Origin of the sequence: Streptomyces asoensis, assembly GCF_016860545.1 — a bacterium.
Taxonomy (GTDB): domain Bacteria; phylum Actinomycetota; class Actinomycetes; order Streptomycetales; family Streptomycetaceae; genus Streptomyces; species Streptomyces asoensis.
This window is the reverse complement of record NZ_BNEB01000005.1, coordinates 1,693,561-1,712,393: the sequence shown is the minus strand read 5'-3', so window position 1 is coordinate 1,712,393 and position 18,833 is coordinate 1,693,561. Positions and strand designations below refer to the sequence as shown.

Annotated in this window: 11 protein-coding genes and 3 pseudogenes; 5 read left to right on the top strand and 9 right to left on the bottom strand. The window is 65.6% G+C overall.

Annotated elements, in window-relative coordinates; all coding sequences use genetic code 11:
- Window positions 1–83: 83 nt before the first annotated feature.
- From Saso_RS30435 to Saso_RS39180, 4 genes and pseudogenes are all read right to left on the bottom strand, one after another.
- Window positions 84–3,383 (bottom strand): hypothetical protein, encoded by a 3,300-nt coding sequence (locus tag Saso_RS30435; RefSeq protein ID WP_189923373.1) that lies wholly within the window; start codon window positions 3,381–3,383, stop codon window positions 84–86.
- Window positions 3,380–4,630, bottom strand: coding sequence for a restriction endonuclease-related protein (locus Saso_RS30430; RefSeq protein WP_189923420.1), 1,251 nt, complete (start codon window positions 4,628–4,630; stop codon window positions 3,380–3,382). Before Saso_RS30430 ends, Saso_RS30435 begins: the two co-directional genes overlap by 4 nt.
- A 59-nt stretch (window positions 4,631–4,689) precedes the next feature.
- Complete coding sequence (locus Saso_RS38535; RefSeq protein WP_229901339.1) at window positions 4,690–5,151, bottom strand: hypothetical protein; 462 nt, start codon at window positions 5,149–5,151, stop codon at window positions 4,690–4,692.
- A gap of 588 nt (window positions 5,152–5,739) precedes the next feature.
- A pseudogene (locus Saso_RS39180) lies at window positions 5,740–5,916 on the bottom strand (helix-turn-helix domain-containing protein); the annotation flags it as partial.
- Between the two features lie 81 nt (window positions 5,917–5,997).
- On the opposite strand from Saso_RS39180, the pseudogene Saso_RS30420 reads away from it, so the two are divergent.
- The 3 genes and pseudogenes from Saso_RS30420 to Saso_RS30410 all read left to right on the top strand — a co-directional run.
- Window positions 5,998–6,806 (top strand): annotated as a pseudogene (locus Saso_RS30420) (transposase); the annotation flags it as partial.
- Window positions 6,807–7,797: 991 nt separating this feature from the next.
- A pseudogene (locus Saso_RS30415) lies at window positions 7,798–8,547 on the top strand (transposase).
- Between the two features lie 101 nt (window positions 8,548–8,648).
- Entirely contained in the window at window positions 8,649–9,830 is a 1,182-nt protein-coding gene (locus Saso_RS30410) for a Shedu anti-phage system protein SduA domain-containing protein (protein WP_189923377.1), read from the top strand.
- A gap of 26 nt (window positions 9,831–9,856) precedes the next feature.
- Here Saso_RS30410 and Saso_RS39175 read toward each other — a convergent pair whose 3' ends face one another.
- The 4 genes from Saso_RS39175 to Saso_RS38520 are packed head-to-tail and all read right to left on the bottom strand — an operon-like array spanning window position 9,857 to window position 10,748.
- Window positions 9,857–10,027: a KUP/HAK/KT family potassium transporter gene (locus tag Saso_RS39175; protein ID WP_372442512.1), complete on the bottom strand. Its 171-nt coding sequence runs from the start codon at window positions 10,025–10,027 to the stop codon at window positions 9,857–9,859.
- Window positions 10,018–10,242, bottom strand: coding sequence for a KUP/HAK/KT family potassium transporter (locus Saso_RS39170; RefSeq protein WP_372442511.1), 225 nt, complete (start codon window positions 10,240–10,242; stop codon window positions 10,018–10,020). Before Saso_RS39170 ends, Saso_RS39175 begins: the two co-directional genes overlap by 10 nt.
- Entirely contained in the window at window positions 10,211–10,621 is a 411-nt protein-coding gene (locus Saso_RS38525) for a zinc-binding dehydrogenase (protein ID WP_229901333.1), read from the bottom strand. Before Saso_RS38525 ends, Saso_RS39170 begins: the two co-directional genes overlap by 32 nt.
- Entirely contained in the window at window positions 10,548–10,748 is a 201-nt protein-coding gene (locus tag Saso_RS38520) for an alcohol dehydrogenase catalytic domain-containing protein (protein ID WP_229901338.1), read from the bottom strand. Before Saso_RS38520 ends, Saso_RS38525 begins: the two co-directional genes overlap by 74 nt.
- Before the next feature lie 746 nt (window positions 10,749–11,494).
- On the opposite strand from Saso_RS38520, the gene Saso_RS30395 reads away from it, so the two are divergent.
- Both Saso_RS30395 and Saso_RS30390 read left to right on the top strand, forming a co-directional pair.
- Entirely contained in the window at window positions 11,495–15,181 is a 3,687-nt protein-coding gene (locus Saso_RS30395; protein WP_203833569.1) for a WD40 repeat domain-containing protein, read from the top strand.
- 890 nt (window positions 15,182–16,071) lie between these two features.
- The gene (locus tag Saso_RS30390; protein WP_229901440.1) at window positions 16,072–17,391 is read left to right on the top strand and encodes a hypothetical protein; all 1,320 of its coding nucleotides are present in this window, start codon (window positions 16,072–16,074) and stop codon (window positions 17,389–17,391) included.
- Window positions 17,392–17,667: 276 nt separating this feature from the next.
- Here the strand turns inward: Saso_RS30390 and Saso_RS30385 are convergent, their stop codons facing one another.
- Entirely contained in the window at window positions 17,668–18,828 is a 1,161-nt protein-coding gene (locus Saso_RS30385; RefSeq protein WP_229901441.1) for an HNH endonuclease, read from the bottom strand.
- Window positions 18,829–18,833 lie beyond the last annotated feature (5 nt).

Below are 18,833 nucleotides of genomic sequence, written 5' to 3'. Positions count from 1 at the left end.
GGGTACCTCGTCTCTCGGTCTCTCCGTTTGGGAGAGGATGCGGGTCCGTCTCCGCCGCGGCAAGGCGGCGACGCGTGGTCACTTCAGAGCGTCTCGCGGTCGAGCCCTGCATAGGTCAGGAATGCCTGAAGCGCTTGACCGTAGAGCTCATTCATGATGTCGCGCTGTTTCGGAGTCCAGTCGCGGTAGATCTGTTCGATGATCGTGGCCAGGTCGGAGCTGAACTTCTTGTCGTGGATGGAGTGGTCCACGATGTGGAGGGTCATGTCGGTCTCGCCCCGCCGGGCACGGCCGGCGAGCTGGATGAGCAGGACGAGCATTCCTGCGACGAGTTCCTTGCGCAGGTCGTGGTCCATGTTGGAGAACCGGGCCGGGGAGCGAAGGATCTTGGTGAGTTGCTTCCAGGAGGCTTCGCCTGCTGCGCGCAGGACGGCCAAGGGCTCGTCGCTGCCGTCGGCGGGAAGGGTGTTGTAACCGGCGGCGTTGACGCTTGCGTGCAGCCAGTCGGTGTCCTCGATGCTCAGGACAGGCCGGACGCACAGATAGATGTCGCGGACTGCCGAGCGCGTTCCGACGACGATGTTCAGGCCCCGGCCGATGACGGCGAGGGGGGCGATAAGGATCTCTCCGCGGTCGGGGAACTCCTTGAGCTCTTCGCGGACCATCCGGTCCACGTGGGCAGGTAGGTGCTCCTCGTAGTTCTGTTTCTCCGGCTTCTTCACCAGCAGGCAGATCCGGTGGTTCAGCCCGTCGGCCTGTGCCACCCCGGAGGCGAGGTAGGCGGCCTGCTCATAGGAGTTGACGGCGAGGATGACGCGGGCCCGTTCCGGTTCGTGCTTCTCCAGGCGGGCCAGGCGCTTGGCGAGCTGCTGCTCGTACAGGCCCCGGCCGAGATCGCGCAGTGCGTTGGGCTTCAGCTCTGGCGGGAGACCCCCGATCCTCATGGCATCCCCGCTGCTGCCCCGTACAGGCGTGGCGAGGGTGACGATGGACTCCGGACGGGTGTCGGGGAGCCACCAGCGGACCGGGGCATGGATGTGTTCCTGTACGGCCTGTGGTAGGTAGGCGGTGGCGGACAGGCCCATGACGGGGCGCTGCACGCCGGCCGCCAGCAGGGCGGTGAGGCCGCCGAGTTCGCTGACGAAGGTGTGCGGATCGCCGCCGAAAGAACGTGACAGGAGTTCCGCTTCCTGCTCCTTTTTGTCCATGCCCTTGACCTGGTAGCCGTGGATGGAGCGGCCCAGCATGGCCAGGGGGTAGAGGGTGGCGACCGTGCTGCTGCGCATGCTTTCAAGGATCTTGCGGACCGATCCCAGGTCGAGATAGCGCAGGGTCTGGGCCTGCATGCGCAGCTCGTCCAGCGCGCTGTCGAGTTCCCGTAGCACGGTGCGGGTGATCAACAGGTTCACCACGGCGGCCTGCTGATGCGCATCGGGCACGAGCTCACGCAGGAGCGTGCGCATCGCGTCGCGAGTGTCGGTGAGGTGGTCCTGGCCGCGCTGCGCGGTGAGGATCGTCAGGGCTGTTTGGATGGCGTCCCAGTCGGCTCCGTCGGGAAGTTTGGCCTCCTCATCCGGTCCGGCCGCGTACCAGCGGGCGGGCATGATCTCGTCGAGGAAGGCGAACAGCTCGGGCGGAACGTCGTCGGCCGCGGTCTGGTGGGGGAACAGGAGCTGAAGGATTTCACGGTCCCTCGAGCGGGCCAGGCGCCAGCCGGTGTTGTCGCGGCTGGCCCCGTCAGGGCTGTCCGCCTCGTTGCCCGGGTTCAACCTGAGCCCGCTGCCTGAGCAGAGCCACAGCAGCAGCATCTCGGCCATGAGCCGCGCGTGGCTGACCGGCGCTGCAAGGGCCATCTCATGGACGACGGGCAGGTTCCTGGCGTCCGAGTCGATCTCCCGCAACGCGGTCGTCCGTTTCCGGGAAGCCAGAGTGAGCTCCGAGGTACAGCGGCTGATGGCGGCCGTCTGGAAGGCATCGATCTCATCGATCACCAGCGCATCGCAGGCGCGCAGCGTCATCTCCAGCACGCTCATGCCCCTGGTGCCACGTGCCTTGCCGCGGAACTCCTGCCCGTCCAGGACGACACCGATGCGTGTGCGGCCTTCCAGGAGGTTGGCGTGGTTGGTGACGATCACGGCCGCGTCGGTGGCCCGGTAGAACTGCTGGAACTTGCCGCACACCGGGGCGAAGGAGCAGGTGAGCCGGGTGGAGCCGGTGGCCGGAGAGGTCAGCGAGGTGCAGTTCTCCTCCCCGTACGGATACAGGGTGGGCGGGTCCATCAACGCCCGCTGCGCGCAGCCGCCCGACAGCAGCGCGATGTCGGTCCTGGCGCGCCGGTCCCATTCGTCGATCTGGGTGGAGGTACCCAGGGCGGCGTAGTCCATGGCCCGCCGGTGCATGCTCGATGGGGACATCAGCGGAGTGCAGTGAGCGGGCTCGGCTAGGTGCTTGTTCTTGTGCAGATAGGCCAGGTCGTTGTTGATGTCCCAGGCCATGTCCAGGGTGGCGCGGACATCGGTGACGGCGAGGGCGATTCGCCGGTCGTTGAGCGCTGCCCAGGACGCCATGACCCGTACGAGTACCGTTTTGCCGCTTCCCGTGGGGGCGTTGAGGACCTGCAGGTCTCCGGACGTCAGGTCCAGTTCGGTCAGCTCGCCGTCGGTCGTCTTCATTGCCTTGAAGAAGCGCTTGAGCACCTTGTGCAGGTAGGCGACGCTCTTGTCCTGGCCGCTAAGGATCTTGGCGACATCCAGGAGTTGGTTCACTGTCGGCGCGACCCGGTCGCGCTGCGGGCGGGTGTGCACCTGCGGGAGCACCTCGTGGCCGGGCGCTTCAAGGAAGCCGGGAGTCGCCTGGATATGGATCTCTCTACTGGTCGTGCCGTGCTCTTGGCCCAGGTAGGCCGTCCTCGTCTTGAGGGTTCCTGGGCCCGCGAACGCCTGTGCCTTGGGGCGCTTGCCGAAGGTGAAGAACGGCCCGGTGACGCGTTGTGCGTATCCGAGGAAATCCCCTCCCACCCTGGGGATCACCGCCTCGGCCAGCTGTGGGTCTCCGGCCGGCAGCCGCAGCGAACCTCCCGACCTGTCCGCGAGGTCGGGATCGGGGGCCAGGGTGCCTAGGAGCGCGAGGACGGCGGCCCTGAGTTTCTTCGCATCCGTCCATTCGGGAGCCATCAAGGCCATCACCTGACGGATCAGGTTCCGCTCGGCCACTGGCAAGCTCGCCCACTCCGACCATGCATGCGGCTTGCGGTGGGCGAAGAACGTGGCTTCTTCGAAGCCGGCCAGGATGCGCCCCTCGTCGTCCTTGCGGGGAAAGTAGTGCGCGGCCAGAGCGAGTGCTCCAGCCAGGCCGGCTTCCTTACCCGTCATCTCCCCGCTCACGCCTTGCCCTCCTTGATCTGCGTGATGACCATCTCGAGGTAGTCCGTCGCGGTCATCGCCGCCTTCATCCTGTATGTGCGGCACACCGCGTGGAGCTGGGCCACCTGGTCCTGGCGATGGTCGGGCACTACCAGGTACTCGGCGCCGCCCTTATCGCCGCCGTCCATATGAAGTTTGCCGACCAGGTGATTCGGCCAGGTGTAGTCCTTGAAGTCAGCAGGAAAGTGCGGCTGTTCGCTTCCTTCGTGGGTGATCCACAGGTCACACTGGTCCCCGTTGGGCCACAGATGTGATGTCCAGGCGGTTCCCTCCAGGGCCGCCGCGGCGGCTCGGTGCAGGGCCAGTTCGGGTAGGCCAGGGATGACGGTGTAGCGCCACACCGGCCGTACCAGCGCCATGTACTCTGCGGCCGGCTTGGCCTGCGGCACGTGCGGTACGGCCCCGGTCCATAGGCGTGCGAACCGGCCGGCAGGGACCCGGCATTCGAACGTCGGACTCAGTTCGGGGGCCGACTTCTTCCGGGCGGTCACGACGAACTCGTACGACGCGCCCGTCTCCTCGTGCCAGGGGTACAGACACCGCACCCTTCCCCTTGTGCGCGCGCCGGTGCGGGCAGCTGTCACCTTCATCGGCCACTTGCAGGCGGGGCAGGGCCACCACCAGCCGTTGAACTGCGCGTACTGGGCGATCGGCTTGTAGAAGTCGTTCGCCCGGGAGGGCAGCTTGAGCTCCGTGAGACTGCCCGTCGGCACCGTCGGGTTCTCAACCAGAGTGGTGCGGTGCCTCTGGTAGAAGGAGCCCTTGATCGCGCTGAAGACGGCTTCCTGGCTGTACTCGTCATCCAGCTTCGGTTTCGTTACCTGCCCGGTGAACTTCCCGACCTTCTGCGCGGCCCGCAGGACGCGCTGGGCTTCGTGCCGGAAGTCGAACCCGTCCTCCGTGGCAACGCCCTCGCTGTCCATGAGCCGCACGCCAGCGAGAGCCTCGCTGTCGATCCAGTCGGGCAGCAGCCCTTCCAGGGAGCCAGCCCGGTCGCCAGTGAGCCTGCCCATCAGTTCGTCGAACAGGATCAGGTGCCCCGGGCCGCATGCCGCCATCAGGATGCCGTGGGCCTCCATGAGGCGGTCCAGGCGTCTCGGCCCGTCTAGTCCCTCGCCGACCATCGCGTGCTCGCACACGGCGAACGCCTTGACGATTTCCAGCAGTGCGTGAGTCTGCTGAATGTCCGTTGTGTCGTCAGCTTGCATCACGTGCCGGACCATACGGCAGGCCACTGACAATGGGCCCTGGGAATCCCGAGGGGAGTTCAGCCAGAGCTCTCGTCGAGGCCCTCGGTGTCGATGCTGGGATACAGGCCGCGGTAGGCGTCGAGGTGGTCGGCGATGTGGCTTCGCCCGGAGTCGGTGAGGAACCACCGGTACGGTCCGTGAGTCACTCCGTCGGGGTGCCGCAACACGATGAAGCCCCGACTCGGGGTCCGTCCATCAGGGCTTTGCCCCACCGCCAGGTAATGCGGCCCACGCCCGGCGAGGCTGCCGTCCACCCCCTGCGCTCCGGCGCGCGCGACCCGGACCATGATCTTCCAGAGCCACAACGACAGCAGCGGCGCAGGTGGTCCTGCTTCCCGGGGAGCCCCGAGGGCCGCACGGGCCACCGCTCGCCCGTGCCGGGTCATCTCCACCCGGGTACGGGGGATATCCCCCAGACCGTCGACATACAGCCGGTCCCGGTACACGACGATCAGGCCACGCCGCTCCAAAGCGGCCACCGACGATCCAGCTCCTGGGTCATGTACCCCCGCTGCGCGCAGCCCCTCCTGAATGCGGGTGTACCCGACTACATCAGACGAGGCGGAGACCGCCAACGTCATGCGCCGCCATTCGGCTGCCGGTCGCTGTTCCGCTCCCACCAAGCGGGCCTGCCGCTGTTCTTCCTCTACCTCCTGGTCGTGACGGAAGATGCACCTCAGGTAGGTACGTTGCCGCTCGTTGAGGGCCCTCCATACAGCCATCGACTCCTCGGAAGGCTGACGGGGACGTCGGACGGGAAGCACTGGGAGAGGGTCCTCCGGGCGGCTGCGGCGCCAGGCATCCATCACCACCCGGTCGGGGACTCTATAGACCTGGGCGATCATGTGCGCCACTCTCCCCAGGGTCTCGGGAGATCCCCACATCCAGCCGCGCACACGTCTGCCGCGTTCAAGATCGCGGATCTTCTCAGCGCTGATATGCAGACCGTGTGCACCACGCTTGCGTCGTAGAGCTGAGGCGGCCTCTTCCGTGCTCAAGCCAGCATCACGACGCAAGTCGGCCAGGCTCTCAGTACCCGGTTCGCGCCCTGTCAGATCCTGCGCGCCACATCGCAGAACCTCTAGCAATCGGCCGAAAGATCGGTCACCAACAGTCCGTGTTCCCGCTTCCCAGTGGCGTACAGCACGTGGCGTAACCCCTACAGCCTCGGCGAGCTGTTCCACGCTCATGCCTCTGAACAGTCGTTGGCGTTGCAGGGCCTGGGGACGGAGGGACTGTGCCATACCGGAAGCAAAACGTAGTGAACAGTTCACTGCAACTGTTCAGGGTGCGGATCTCGATCCCGGCCAAGGTGGTTGCGGACCCCGTGGCGCAAGCACCGGACCGTCCACGACCCTGGGAAGGTCCTCTTGGACGTCGCTCTCGCGGTCGGGCTGGGCGGGGACTGCCTCGCCGATGTGGGCATGCTGCGGATGTAGCCGGCCGTGTTCGGGCCGGTGGCCTCCGACCCGACGGCCTCCCGCCTGATCCGTCGACTGGCCGCAGGAGGGCAGCGGGTTCTGGCCGCGCTTCGCATGGCCCGGGCCGAAGTGCGCGAACACATCTGGAAGTTGGCCGGTGATGCGTCGTCGAACCCGATGACGACATCCGCGACGGCGCCTGGGTCGCCGAACTCGACGGCGACTGCCTGACCGGCTGGCCCAGAGGGATGCGGCTGGTCGTCCGCAAGGAACGGCCGCACCCCGGTGCCCAGTTGCGTTTCACCGACGCCGACAGCATGCGCCTGACCTGCTTCGCCACCAACACCAAGCATGTTCCGATCGCCGCTTTGGAGCTGCGGCACCGCCAGCGGGCCCGCGCCGAGGACCGCATCCGCGCCGCCCACGCCACCGGCCTGCGCAACCCGCCCCTGCATGACGCCGCGCAGAACCAGATCTGGCTGGAGATCGTCCAGCTCGCCCTCGAACTGCTCGCCTGGACGCCCACGCTCACGTTGACCGGCGCCGCCCGCCGGTGGGAACCCCGCCGCCTACGACTGCGACTGTTCTCCGCCGCCGCGCAGCTCGTCACCACTGGCCGCCACCGCATCCTCCGCCTGGCACAGCACTGGCCCTTCACCGACGTGATCACCAGCGCCCTGGCCCGGCTCGATGCCCTCCCGAACCCCGGCTGACCAGCGGTGTCCCGTCCCTACCAGCAGCATCATCTCGGAGCCCTGGAAGCCGGCGCTCACCCGACGGACAGCCGGGCCATCAACCTGCCCAGGCAGAAATCTCCGCTCCGAACGAGCAGAAAGGGCCCGACAGCAAGCTGACCCTCATGCAAGATCGAGGCTAAGGGAGTCCTATTAGGTGATATCCTGAGAGTGCTCAGTCCGGGACAGTTCCCCGGTAATCGGTGCGGGTTCTGACGGCCAGTCATCGAACTGTTAGCTCACTGAGTATTGAGATCCACTTCGAGTTTCGATCCGCGACGCGCCTTCATTGAAGGAAGACGTTGCACGTCAGGGGCGAACTCGGTTCGACGACATGCGTATTTGCATGGGTCGGATCGAGCGCCCGTGCCCGGTCCGACCCCTACAGAAGGGTTGAGGGACCGGATGGAAACCGTCAGGTGGGCTGCCGCGATCGTCGGCGTTCTCAGCGGGGCAACGTGGATCGCGGGACACGCGCTGGATCAGGTGCCGGTCATTTGCCGCAAGGCGGCCAAGGCGGTGCGCTCGGTGCGCGCTCTCAAGCAGGAGCTTCGCAGTCCCAAACCGGAGTTGGACGCCACAGGCCGAGAGCCCGAATGACTGCGGACACATCCACCAGGATTGACGGAGCGTTACCATGGCGGCGCCCCGGCATCCGATGTATCGGCCGGTCCCGTAGATCTCCACGGCCGTACCGTCGGGGCGCCGGATCTTCCGTCCCTGCCGGACGTCAGCGCGGCCCCAGATACGCAAGCCGTCGCCGGACGCGGACACCTCTACGCAGGTGGCGCGCGCGTGGCGAACGATGGCCTGGCCCATGGGGCGAGACTCCTCCAGTGAGCGGGTTCAGGCAGTGAGCTTCTTCGAGTTGGCCACCGATCGAGTGATGGGCCGTGAAGCGCAACGAGCGAGGCCCCCGGGCTGTTGATCGAGGTGCCTGACGGCTCAACCACGCTGCTCAGGGTCCTCGTTGGTCGTCCATCCTGCCGCACTCGACCTTCTGCATGCACTCGCGGAGTGGGTCACCATGCTCATCGTCACCCGTGAGGGCGACCGACGCTGCAAGCTCCGCCCGTCCCAGCGCGCGATGGTGGCACTGGTGTACCTGCACGAACACACCACTCTCGCGAAGATCGCCGCTGGATTCGGGATCAGCGAGTCCACCGCCCACGCCTACACCAGCGCGGTCGTCGACCTGCTCGCCGAACGTGCACCGGGTCTGTTGAAGACGCTGCGCGAGCACGAACCCGACTTCGTCCTGCTCGACGGCATCCTCGCCGAGTGCGACCGGGTCGGCGACGGCCGGGCCGGCTAATCCCACAAACACCGGCGCCACGGTTTGAACGTGCAGGTGGTCACCGATCCGGACGGCCGGTTGCTGTGGCTCTCACCCGCGCTGCCGGGCCGGTCTCATGACCTGACCGCCGCCGGCACCCACCGGATCATCCACATCTGCGAGCGCCAGGGCGTCCCCATCCTGGCGGATCTTGCCTACCAGGGCGGTGGCCCCTGGCTGACCACGGGCATCAAACGCAGGCCCCTGCAGGAACTCACCTGCACCGAGAAGACCGTCAACCGGGCCCTGCCCGCGGCACGGGCACCGGTCGAACGCGGTGTCGCCCGCCTTAAGTCCTGGCGGATCTTCCGCAGAGCCCACGGCAGCCCGAACCGCATGACGTCAATCGCCAAAGCTGTCCTCACCCTGGAGCGGCAACGCTGAAGAAGCTCACCGAAGAACCACCACACCACGTCGCCGCTTGCGGCTACGGTGGGCGCGTCGTTTCAGAAGGAGGGGAAGTGCCAGAGCTACGGTGGCAGGTCGTGGCCGAGAGCCTTGAACGTAAGTGCAAGGCGCCGACGGCCGAGCAGATTACCATCGCCCGCGCCTTGGCCTTGCCCCTAGGACAGGCCACACCCGCGCTGGTCGCTGCCGCCGAGCTGCGCGTCCTGCTTCGAATGCCTCTGGCGCTCACGCTCGCCGGTGACTTCGGCGACGACGAGTACGAGGTCCTCCTCGATCTCGCGAACCGCACGGACCTGGCGGTTCCCGAAATGGACAAGCTCGGATGCCGGGAGCTGCTTAACGCCTGGCTGCGCGTCGCCCGTGACCGCGAGTCCGCCGCCGCCCTGCGTCGGCTAAAGCCTGCGGTCGATGACGTTGTTACCGCTCGCGACCGGCGCAAGGGGCCGGATATACACGGCGAGATCTCATCAATCGGCGCCAATGGCCGACTGCACTTCCGGGGCGGCCACGGGCTCGGCACTGCCCCACACCGGGTCACCCGCATCACCCGCCCCGGTGAGGACGGCTACCTCGATCAGCTCCATCTGGCCCGCGAACACGCCGCTGCGGTTCAGAGCAACCCGGCTCGAATTACCCGAGCACAGGAGGCGCAGCTGGAACGCTGGCGGATCAACTTTCCAGCGACCCCGGCGGCGATCGAGGCACTGCGCAACGCACTGGAGACAGCGGACGAAGAGGCCGCGATGCAGCGGCTCTTGGAGAAGCACCCGGCGCTGCTGGCCGGCACCGTAGTGGGCACCCACGACACCTGGATCCGGCCCCAGGTCCAGCTCGGCAACCACTACATGGCCGACTTCATGATCGCCGGTCAGACCTCACTCGGAGTTCGGTGGACGCTGGTCGAACTGGAGAGCCCGGTCAGTCGCCTGACCAACCCCGGCAATAGGCGGGCGACGGCCACCCTGCGGCACGCGGTCGACCAGATCGAGGACTGGCGCAGGTGGCTGTCCACCAATCTGCACTACGCCCGCTCCGCGCGCGACGCCGACGGACTGGGCCTGCCGGGTATCACGGCTGAAGTCCCAGGCTTAATCATCATGGCCCGCGAGACTTACGACGACGCAGCCGCCGAAATCCGGGAACTGCATGCCCGGCGCTCCCACATCCAGGTACGCACCTACGACTGGCTGATGCGCATCAACGAGTCCCCCGACCCTCTCCGCCGAGACGCCCCCGACCAACGCCTTCGGCTCGCTTGAAACCAGATGTCCCTCTGCAAGCAGCGTCAGCCTGGAAGAACCGGGGCCCTGGTCGCGGACAGGACCGAGATCGCCGGGGTGATCATGCTGTCGCCGAAGAACAGCGACGCTCCGAAGATGCCCAGCGCGGCCAGTACGGCGGCGGTTTTTCCGGCCGGCCGCGAGGTGTATCGCCGTAAGAGGGTGATCAGCGCCATGATGCCGGGCCGTCGTTGTCGGCGCGCATCGCCAAGAGCACGTAGGTAACCAGGACGATGACCACCACCGACCAGAACACCAGCGACACCACCCCGTACACGTTCTGCGTCGTGACGGGGACGAGGTGCGGATCGCTCGGGTTGAAAACCGTCTGGAGGGTGTAGATCGGGCTGGTGCCGATGTCACCGAAGACCACACCGAGAGCACCGATCACCAGAGCCAGGCCGTGCCGTGCGCGTTCGTATGATGAGCCTCGGGTGTCCGCGATGGGAATCCGTCGCGCCCAGGGCCAGGGCGGCCTCCCGCTTGGACTCCGACCGCGACAGCACGGTGACCTCGGCGCCCATCGCCTTGGCGATCTTGACTCCCAGGTGGCCGAGTCCGCCCAGGCCGAGGACCGCGACGTGCTTGCCGGGGCCGGCGCCCCAGCGCTTGAGCGGGGCGTACACGGTGATGCCCGCGCACAGCAGGGGCGCCGCCGCGGGGTCGAGCGTCTCGGGCTCGCGCAGGACGAAGTCCTCATTCGCGACGATCGCCTCGGGGTAGCCGCCCTGGGTGATCGTGCCGTCGCGGTCGGCGTTGCTGAAGACCAAGGGTGTGTCCGTTGAGGCAATACTGCTCCTCGCCCTGTCGGCAGTTTTCGCACTCGCGGCAGGAGTTGACCATGCAGCCGAGACCGACTCGGTTGCCGACCTGGTGCTTGGTGATCTGGTCGCCCACTTCGGTCACCGCGCCGACGATTTCGTGGCCGGGGACCAGCGGGCTCACAGGCAGGGTCAGAAGTCGCCACCGGCGAAGTGGATGTCGGAGCGGCAGATGCCGCAGTACAGGATGTCGAGCTTGACGTCGTGCGGCCGACGTCCCGCCGTTCGATCTGGACCGGGCTCAGGGGCTGTCCGGCCTCGCGGAGCTGCCATGCCCTCCGAGAGGGATCCGCACTCCACGAGACCATGGTAACCGATAGTCAAATTGCGGTCACTTATTGTTGACAGATCGCCCCTGCATGTGCCGCTTACGCGGAAGGAATGTCTAATGGAATGGAAGCGCGATGTAAGGGCTGCAAGGAGTTGCGTCATGGCCGGACCCGGCAGGGCCACTGCGGCGGCAATCTCGGTTGTATTGGCGACGGCAGTCGTCATCGTCGTGACTCTATTTGTCTCGGGCTGGGCCTGGCCACTGGGAGCCGCCCTGTTGGCGTTGGTGGCGACGCAAGCTGGGTTCGAAGCTTGGCGCGCTCGCATGAACGCATCCTCCAGCGGTACATCGAAGCGCTGGAGCGTACGTCAACGCGTGCGCAATATGCGCAATAGCTCAGTCGCCGGCGTTCGCAAGCAAATGGGATCAGGGGACTTGAGCGTTCGACAGCGGGCACGAGATATGGAGAAGTCGAAAATTGTGGGGATAGATGGCACTGATGAGCCGGAAGGTCCGCCCTCAGGGGCTGATCCGACCGACTGAAGGATTCAATGAGTCGCAAACAGCAGAGCGCCGTGCCAGCAGAAATAACCGAAAATGAGTTGTTCATCGGCCGAGAATGGGCACTGAATGCGGTTGCCATGTGGCTCTCTGGCACAGGGCGCGTGTTGCTGATCGAAGCAGAGCCCGGTGGTGGCAAGACGGCGTTCGCAGCCCGCTTGATGCGGTCCTGCAGCGACGGGCGGCTGGCAGCCGTCCACTTTTGCCAGCAGCGCCGGCAAGAATCCCTGAGTGCCGTGCAGATTCTAGAGAACCTCGCTTCGCAGTTGGCTGAATCCGTTCCTGGATACGCGCACCGCCTGGTGGGGAGCCGCCACCGGGAGATCTTTCTCAAGATTGAAGCCAGGCAGAAGGTCAGGTCCATGGTGAACTCGACGTTGACCGGAGTTCATCTGGCTCTGGGGGAAATTGAGCCGCGACAGGCGTTCGATGAAGTGCTCCGCGCGCCACTCAAACGCCTTCAGGAGGACGGGTCGCTGGCCAATTCAGTAGTTGTCCTCATCGATGCGTTGGACGAGACGGTGGAAGGTGCCCAAGGTGTCACCTGGGCACAGTTGCTGGCAAGCGAGATGGGTCGTGACCCGCCCCCGGCTCTGCGGCTGATCGCCACTAGCCGGCCAGGATTTGCCGCTGCCCAATTGTCCCACTATGTCGGCAGCCACCTGCAGTCTTTGAACCTACTCGATGACGAGCCACCAGACGTGGACGACGTCGCTGCCTACGCACGTCACCGACTGCGTGCCGCCCCCGCCTCCGGGCGGAACACCCTCGCTGAGAGGATCGCTGAATCTGGAAAGGGCAACTTCCTTTACGCAAAATACGTCCTCGACGATATCCTCGGCCGACACCCAATGCCAGTAGACCTCGCGGAACTTCCGCTTCCCCGTGGCCTGACCAACGTTTACCGAGATTTTATGAGCCGGGCAATATATGCGGCGCCGGACGCCTGGCAACAGCGCTTTCGGCCTCTATTGGCTGCATTGGTCGAGAGTCAAGGTGATGGCCTCACCAGGGCCGAGCTAGTCTTCATTACTGGGATTCGAGAACGCGAACTTGACGACACCTTGCATGTATGTCGACCATACATGCATATCACCCCTGAGGGTGCGATGCGCCCTTACCACCAGTCACTGCGTGATTTCTTCCGTCAGCCCGGCGACTTGCACATCTACCCTCGCCACACCCACGCCGAAATCGCCGAACACCTCATAGCCGCCCACCAGGAGCGCTGGGTCGACTCCCCCTATCTAGTCGAGCATCTGGCCACACACGTTGCAGCTGCTTGCGCTCCCGGCCAGAGTGCGGAGCCCGGCGTCCAGAGGCTCGCGGTCCGGCTCACGGATCCCGCTTTCATTCAGGCCCGTACCGCTTTGGCTGGCATCGATGCCCTGCTTTCCGATTACGCCCGCGTTCTCGCCGCCATGAGCTACCCACCCCCCGAGCTGAGCGCCGTGTACCGGCTGGTCAGGCGTCAAGCCCACCACCTCCGTAAATGGAACAAGGACGCAGAGCAGGGTTTCTTGCTCCAGCAACTGCTGTATGAGGCTGTTGCTGGCGGGCACCGCGATCTCGTGCATGTAATCGCCGCCTACCTAGATGAGGAACGTTTGCCGCATCTACGAGCCGTGTGGGCTACAAGCAGTGATTCCTCCTGTCTCACTCACACCCTCGCCGGCGCCGGGGCGGTTGCGATCACGCCGGACGGCAGCCGGGCTGTCACAGCCTCAGGGGATGGCACAGGCCGGGTGTGGAACCTGGCCACGGGGCAGGAACTGCACACGCTCACCGGTCACACCAAAGGGGTGGTGGCCGTTGCGATCACGCCGGACGGCACCCGGGCCGTCACAGCCTCAGGGGATGGCACAGGCCGGGTGTGGGACCTTGCCACCGGCCAGGAACTACACACGCTGGCGGGACACCAGGGGTGGGTGCGCTCGGTGGCTGTCACGCCCGACGGCACCCGGGCCGTCACAGCCTCAGGGGATGGCACAGGCCGGGTGTGGAACCTGGCCACGGGGCAGGAACTGCACACGCTCACCGGTCACACCAAAGGGGTGGTGGCCGTTGCGATCACGCCGGACGGCACCCGGGCCGTCACAGCCTCAGGGGATGGCACAGGCCGGGTGTGGGACCTTGCCACCGGCCAGGAACTACACACGCTCACCCACGGTTACGATTTGGAGGCGGTCGCGGTGACACCTGAGAGCGGCCGCGCCATCACTAGCTCTCTGAACGGCACGGGCAAGGTGTGGGATCTGGCCACCGGACAGGAGCTACGTACGCTTGTTGGCCACCATTTCACAGCAGACTACGTGGCAGTTTCTCCAGACGGCACATGTGCCATCACCGCGTCTCGAGACCGGACTGCCCGAGTCTGGGACCTGGCGACGGGGCAAAACCTGCACATACTCGCCCATGCGGATTGGGTAGAAGCAGTCGCGATCACGCCGGATGGGACGCGAGTCATCACCGCGTCCCAGGACCGCACGGCCAAGGTGTGGGATCTGGCCACTGGACAGGAACTGCACACCCTCAGAGGGCACGCCCAGGGCGTGTACGCGGTTGCTATTGCTCCGGATGGCACTCGGGCTGTCACAGCCTCCGGTGACGGTACGGCTCGGGTTTGGGACCTCGCCGAGGAACAGGCGCACTACAGCGTGAGCCACTCCAAGCCGGTGAGTGCGGTTGCGGCGGTGCCCCATGGCACTCAGATAGTCACCGGATCCAGCGACGGTACGGCCCGGGTGTGGGACCTCGCCACTGGAGAGATGATTCACACCCTTGCGCATGGCACGAACGGCTACGTGAGCGCGCTTGCCTCGAGCGGTACCCACGTCATAACGGCCTATCATGAGTTCAGCACCCAAGTGTGGGGGGATGCAGACCGGGTTCACATATGGGACCTGGCTACCGGACAGGAGCAGTGCATCCTCACGGGTCATACGGACGTGGTGAATGCGGCGGCGGTCACACCAGATGGCACCCACGCCATCACGGTATCGCGTGACGAAACTGCAAGGGTCTGGGACCTGGCCACTAGAAAGGCCGTGCACATCCTCCAAGCACACACGAGCAATGTGATTACGGTGGCGGTCACCCCTGACGGTTCTCGTGCTGTGACGGGATCAGCAGACGGCACCGCCCGCGTATGGGACTTGGCCACGGGCGAGGAGCTCCACACTCTGGCTAAACATGCTGGCCTCATATACGCCGTGGCAGTGACCCCTGATGGTTCTCGTGCCATCACTGCGTCGATAGACCGCGCTGCTCGCGTGTGGGATTTGGCCACGGGGCAGGAGCTGCACACCCTGAGAGGCCACACCAGCGCGGTGCACGCGGTGGCTGTCACGCCGGATGGCACCCGGGCTGTCACAGCGTCGTGGGATGGCACAGGCCGGGTGTGGAGCCTGGCTACCGGACGGGAGCTGTACACTCTCATCGGCCATGCTCAAGACAGCAGAGTGAACGCGGTGGTGGTCACCCCGGACGGTGCGAACGCCGTAACCATCTCCTGGGATGCCACAGCTCGCCTGTGGAGCCTAGGTGATGGCCAGCAGATCTTGCAGTTCACCCCTCGCCACATAATTGAGTGCATCGCGGTGGCCTCCGGAGAAAGACCGACAATCCTCTGCGGCACCCAGGGCGGAGATCTGCTCTGCCTGGAACCCCGTCTCTGACCCTGACGCCTGCGTGGCGCTGTGTGCTCATCGCGAGTGCCCCATCAGACTGGCTTTCGTACGCAGCCAGAGTCTGTGAATTGAGAATTCGCGCTTACGGTTACCCACGCGCTGATCGCCGCCGCGGCCTGGTCGAGCACCAGATGCCTCCATCGCCGGGTGATCCTCCTCGTCAGGAGCGCCATCAAGTAGTCAACCTGCAGCGCGGTGGACGGCTACAGCTACACGTCCTTGGTGACCGAGGGGACGTCGTGCCCCAGCAGCGTGGACAACGCGTACCAGAGGTCGCCAAACTGCTCGCGTAGATTGGCCAGTTCGTCGGACACGACCCGCACGTACGGGAGTTGCTTGTACTGGCCCGTCCGTTGAGCCCGCCGGATCGCCTCCGTACGCGAGCCCCAACGGGTCGCAATAGCCCGCGACATCCCGCAACCCGCGGCGCGGGACCGTCGCCGGCGCGGCAAGTCGGACTCGCTCGATGGCCAGAACGCGGCCCGGGCGGTGCTGGGCGAACGGGCGCGCGCCCAGGCCAAGTCAGGGGGGGCCGTGAGGCGGTTCATCGACGAGTGCGGCCCGGCCTCCACCGACCTCGCGACTCATGCCGGGCCGGTGCCCATCACGTTCGGTGGGTTGCTGGTTCCGTGCGTACGCCCAGGCCGGTCGAGCCGGGAGCCGTTCGCAGATCCTCGACCTCTTGGACGAGCTGTTGTTCTTCGGGTCGTACGGAGTGGCAGAGCGGTCGCGGGCGTCGATCGGGGAGAGAAGGGACGCCCGTATGAGGTGCGGAGTGCCAAGGTCCGATTCCCTCTGCTCTCCCAAGGGTTGGCGACGTATCCGATGCCGGCGACGAGTCGTGGCAATCCGCAGGAAGGGCGGCGTACGGTGATCGAATGGTGGCGATACTGCGGTGCACCCCAGGCGAGGCCAAGTTCCTCGGCAGCCGGAAGCGGCAGGAGCAACTCGATGCCGGCTGGGAGTCGGTCGGAGAACGGGACGAGTGGAAGAGCAGACATGTCGTCCTGGTGGTGACCGGGCAGGAGAGAGGTCGACCGCGAGTCGAATACGTGGGGCAGGCCCGGTGCGGTCGCCCCGCCGGGACCTTCCGGCGTGTGGTCGAGGTGACTCAACTCCATCGAGTCGCGCCTCCGGTCCCGATGGAAGATTTGTCCGACCAGCTTCCGCTCCGACACAGGGACGCAGTCGACCGGTCCGGCGTGTTGACGAAGCGGTCCGGCGAAGAGTTGCTGAACGCTCTTACCACGCTCCGCGCGGATCTGGCTGCGGTCATCGCCCAGTTGCAGGAAAGGGTGGGCGGTGTCCGGATCCTCGGCAGAGTGCGGGAGTTGTTCCTGGAGCAGAGAGATGCCACCGGACTGGCACTTCAACTGGGCGGATTCGACCGGAGCATCATCGAAGAGGCGAAGTTCCCGGAAGAGGGCGGGGATCAGATCCCCGTCTTCGCCACCCTGCCGGGACATCCGGCGCACGAGGATCACCTCGTCGCTCACGATGCGCAACGTTTCTCTGACTGGATCGGAAGTGACGCGGAGCATCTCGCGAAGCGTGTATTCCACAAGGGCGACCAGCAACTGTTCATCGCCAACGTGAACCGCCTGCCGGCTGAGGACACGCTGGGGGTCGACCTGATCTATCACCATGTGAGCCGGGACAGCTTCATCCTTGTCCAGTACAAGAAGATGGTCCAGGTCGGAGCCGGGCGCAGAGAGTGGGGATATCGGCCGGACGGTGATCTTGACGACCAGCTCAAGCGCATGAGGCAGGTAGAAGAGGCGTGTATGCGGCTGGAACAGGATCCGCCGGCCGATTACCGCTTCGTTCACCAGCCGTGCTGGATCAAGTTCTGCAAGTCCGAACAAGTGGCGCCGAAGGGAGATGCGCTGATCGGCGGGATGTACCTCACGCGCGAACACGTCGAGTGGCTGCGAGGGCGGCCCGGACTGGCCACCGGTCCGAAAGGGGGTGAGCTGTTCGGCTACCACACGGTGCCCCGGTATCTCGACAACACGACCTTCACCCAACTCGTGCAGGACGGCTGGATCGGAACCCGTGGCAGGGCCAGTGACATCATCCAGGCCCAGATCAAGGCCAGTCTCGACGGCTCACGCGCACTGGTCTTCGCCGGCCTCATCGGCGACGACACGACCCAGGCCGAGCGTACGCGGGAACGCAGGGGCGGTCTAACGGGCTGAGAGTGTGAGGGGTGGGGCCGACCGTGAACCGGTGGATCCGCCCTCACCACGGCAAGAAGCGGACTTGAGCCGCCGGTCCCGGGGAGAGCGGCGGGGTATCGGCGCGCCGCCGGCTCGGTCAGCGCGTTGGCCCGCTTGGCATGGAGAAGGCTGGCCATGTGAGGATGCGGTCACCGCGGCAGCGGAACTCGGCGGTCACGGTGCTGCGGGTCCTGATCACGCGGCAGTCGGGGCACGCAATCATTGCGACAGGTTTTGCCGCCTTGTGCGTGATCGTCAAGAGATGCGCAACGCTGCAGTGTATTGGCCGGCGGTGCGGTCATAGATGACCAGGTCGGGGTGAACGTTGGCATCGTGGACACGGCCGAGCGTCACCGCAGCCGAAACGGGCATAGCTGCCAGTACGTGCAGTCGTCGTAGGTTCTTGTGGTTGGCCTCCAGCTCGGAGAGCAGTTGCCGGAGCACCGAGGTGAACTCGTTGAGCGTGGGAACGGAATTGATTACATCGACGGACGGGGTGACGTCGTGCGGGTGAATCGTCCAGCGCGGAAGCAAGGCAAGCTGTTGGGGTAGCTCTTCTGCCTGGATCGATCCGGAGATGTTCAATATCAGCACTCCGTCAGAGGCGTCAGGGGCAGGAGAGATAGGCGGCTCGGTGACGAAGCGCACCATCCGGTCCGTCGTGTCGGGCCAGGACCAGGATTCCGTGCTGCGGTGCCGTTGGTAGATGGAGACGGTGAACGTGTCGTCCAAGCGGGAGCCGAAATAGGCAAGCAGTGGCAAGCGGGCGAAGGCGAAGGCACTCACGTGGTGCACCGAGTCCTCACGCAGCGCTTCCGCCAGCTTGTGTTCCAGGACCCGATCGATTTGCTGCTGGCACTGTTTCCAGTACGCTGGCCCGCCGGCCTTCTCACCGGGTATGCGTCGTAGATCGATCTCGAAGCCGTCGCCGTGCAGGCTGAGGGGGAAGTCGGGGAATCGCTCTTCGGAGCGGATGACGGCCTCGGCGGCAGTGGGCTTGGTGAGTTCGACTTCCTGGCCGCGAACTTGTCCGATCAGCCGGATTACCACGGTGCCGGTTTCCGGGTTAAGACCGGTCAGCCGCCGGATCCACTCCTCCCGATCGCGCTTGATGCGCCGGAGCCGTTCGACCGTCATGACGTCGAGAGAGCCCTTGCGGTCGATTTCGTTATGCTCGCCGCGGCACAGCAGCATGAGGTTGTCAGCCAGGTCGCGCTGGTCCTTCGGGAGGGGGTCCATGCCGCGCGGTGACTTCGGCGTTGCGTCCTGCCCCACGATGTGGGCGAGCTCTCCGAGGGTGAAGTCCTGATAGGTGAGTTTTCCCTCGAGAAGGTAGGTTCCGCAAAGTTCACATCGTCCGCCGGCGCGGACCCAGACCTTGAGCCGCTCGACGTCGGGGATGGACTTGCGTGCCACAGGTC

What these genes read in the sequence shown, in the direction of transcription:
- Saso_RS30430 (WP_189923420.1), bottom strand. Translation starts at nt 4,630, where the DNA reads ATGCAAGCTGACGACACAACGGACATTCAGCAGACTCACGCACTGCTG.
- Saso_RS30395 (WP_203833569.1), top strand. Translation starts at nt 11,495, where the DNA reads ATGAGTCGCAAACAGCAGAGCGCCGTGCCAGCAGAAATAACCGAAAAT.
- Saso_RS30390 (WP_229901440.1), top strand. Translation starts at nt 16,072, where the DNA reads ATGGTGGCGATACTGCGGTGCACCCCAGGCGAGGCCAAGTTCCTCGGC.
- Saso_RS39175 (WP_372442512.1), bottom strand. Translation starts at nt 10,027, where the DNA reads ATGGCGCTGATCACCCTCTTACGGCGATACACCTCGCGGCCGGCCGGA.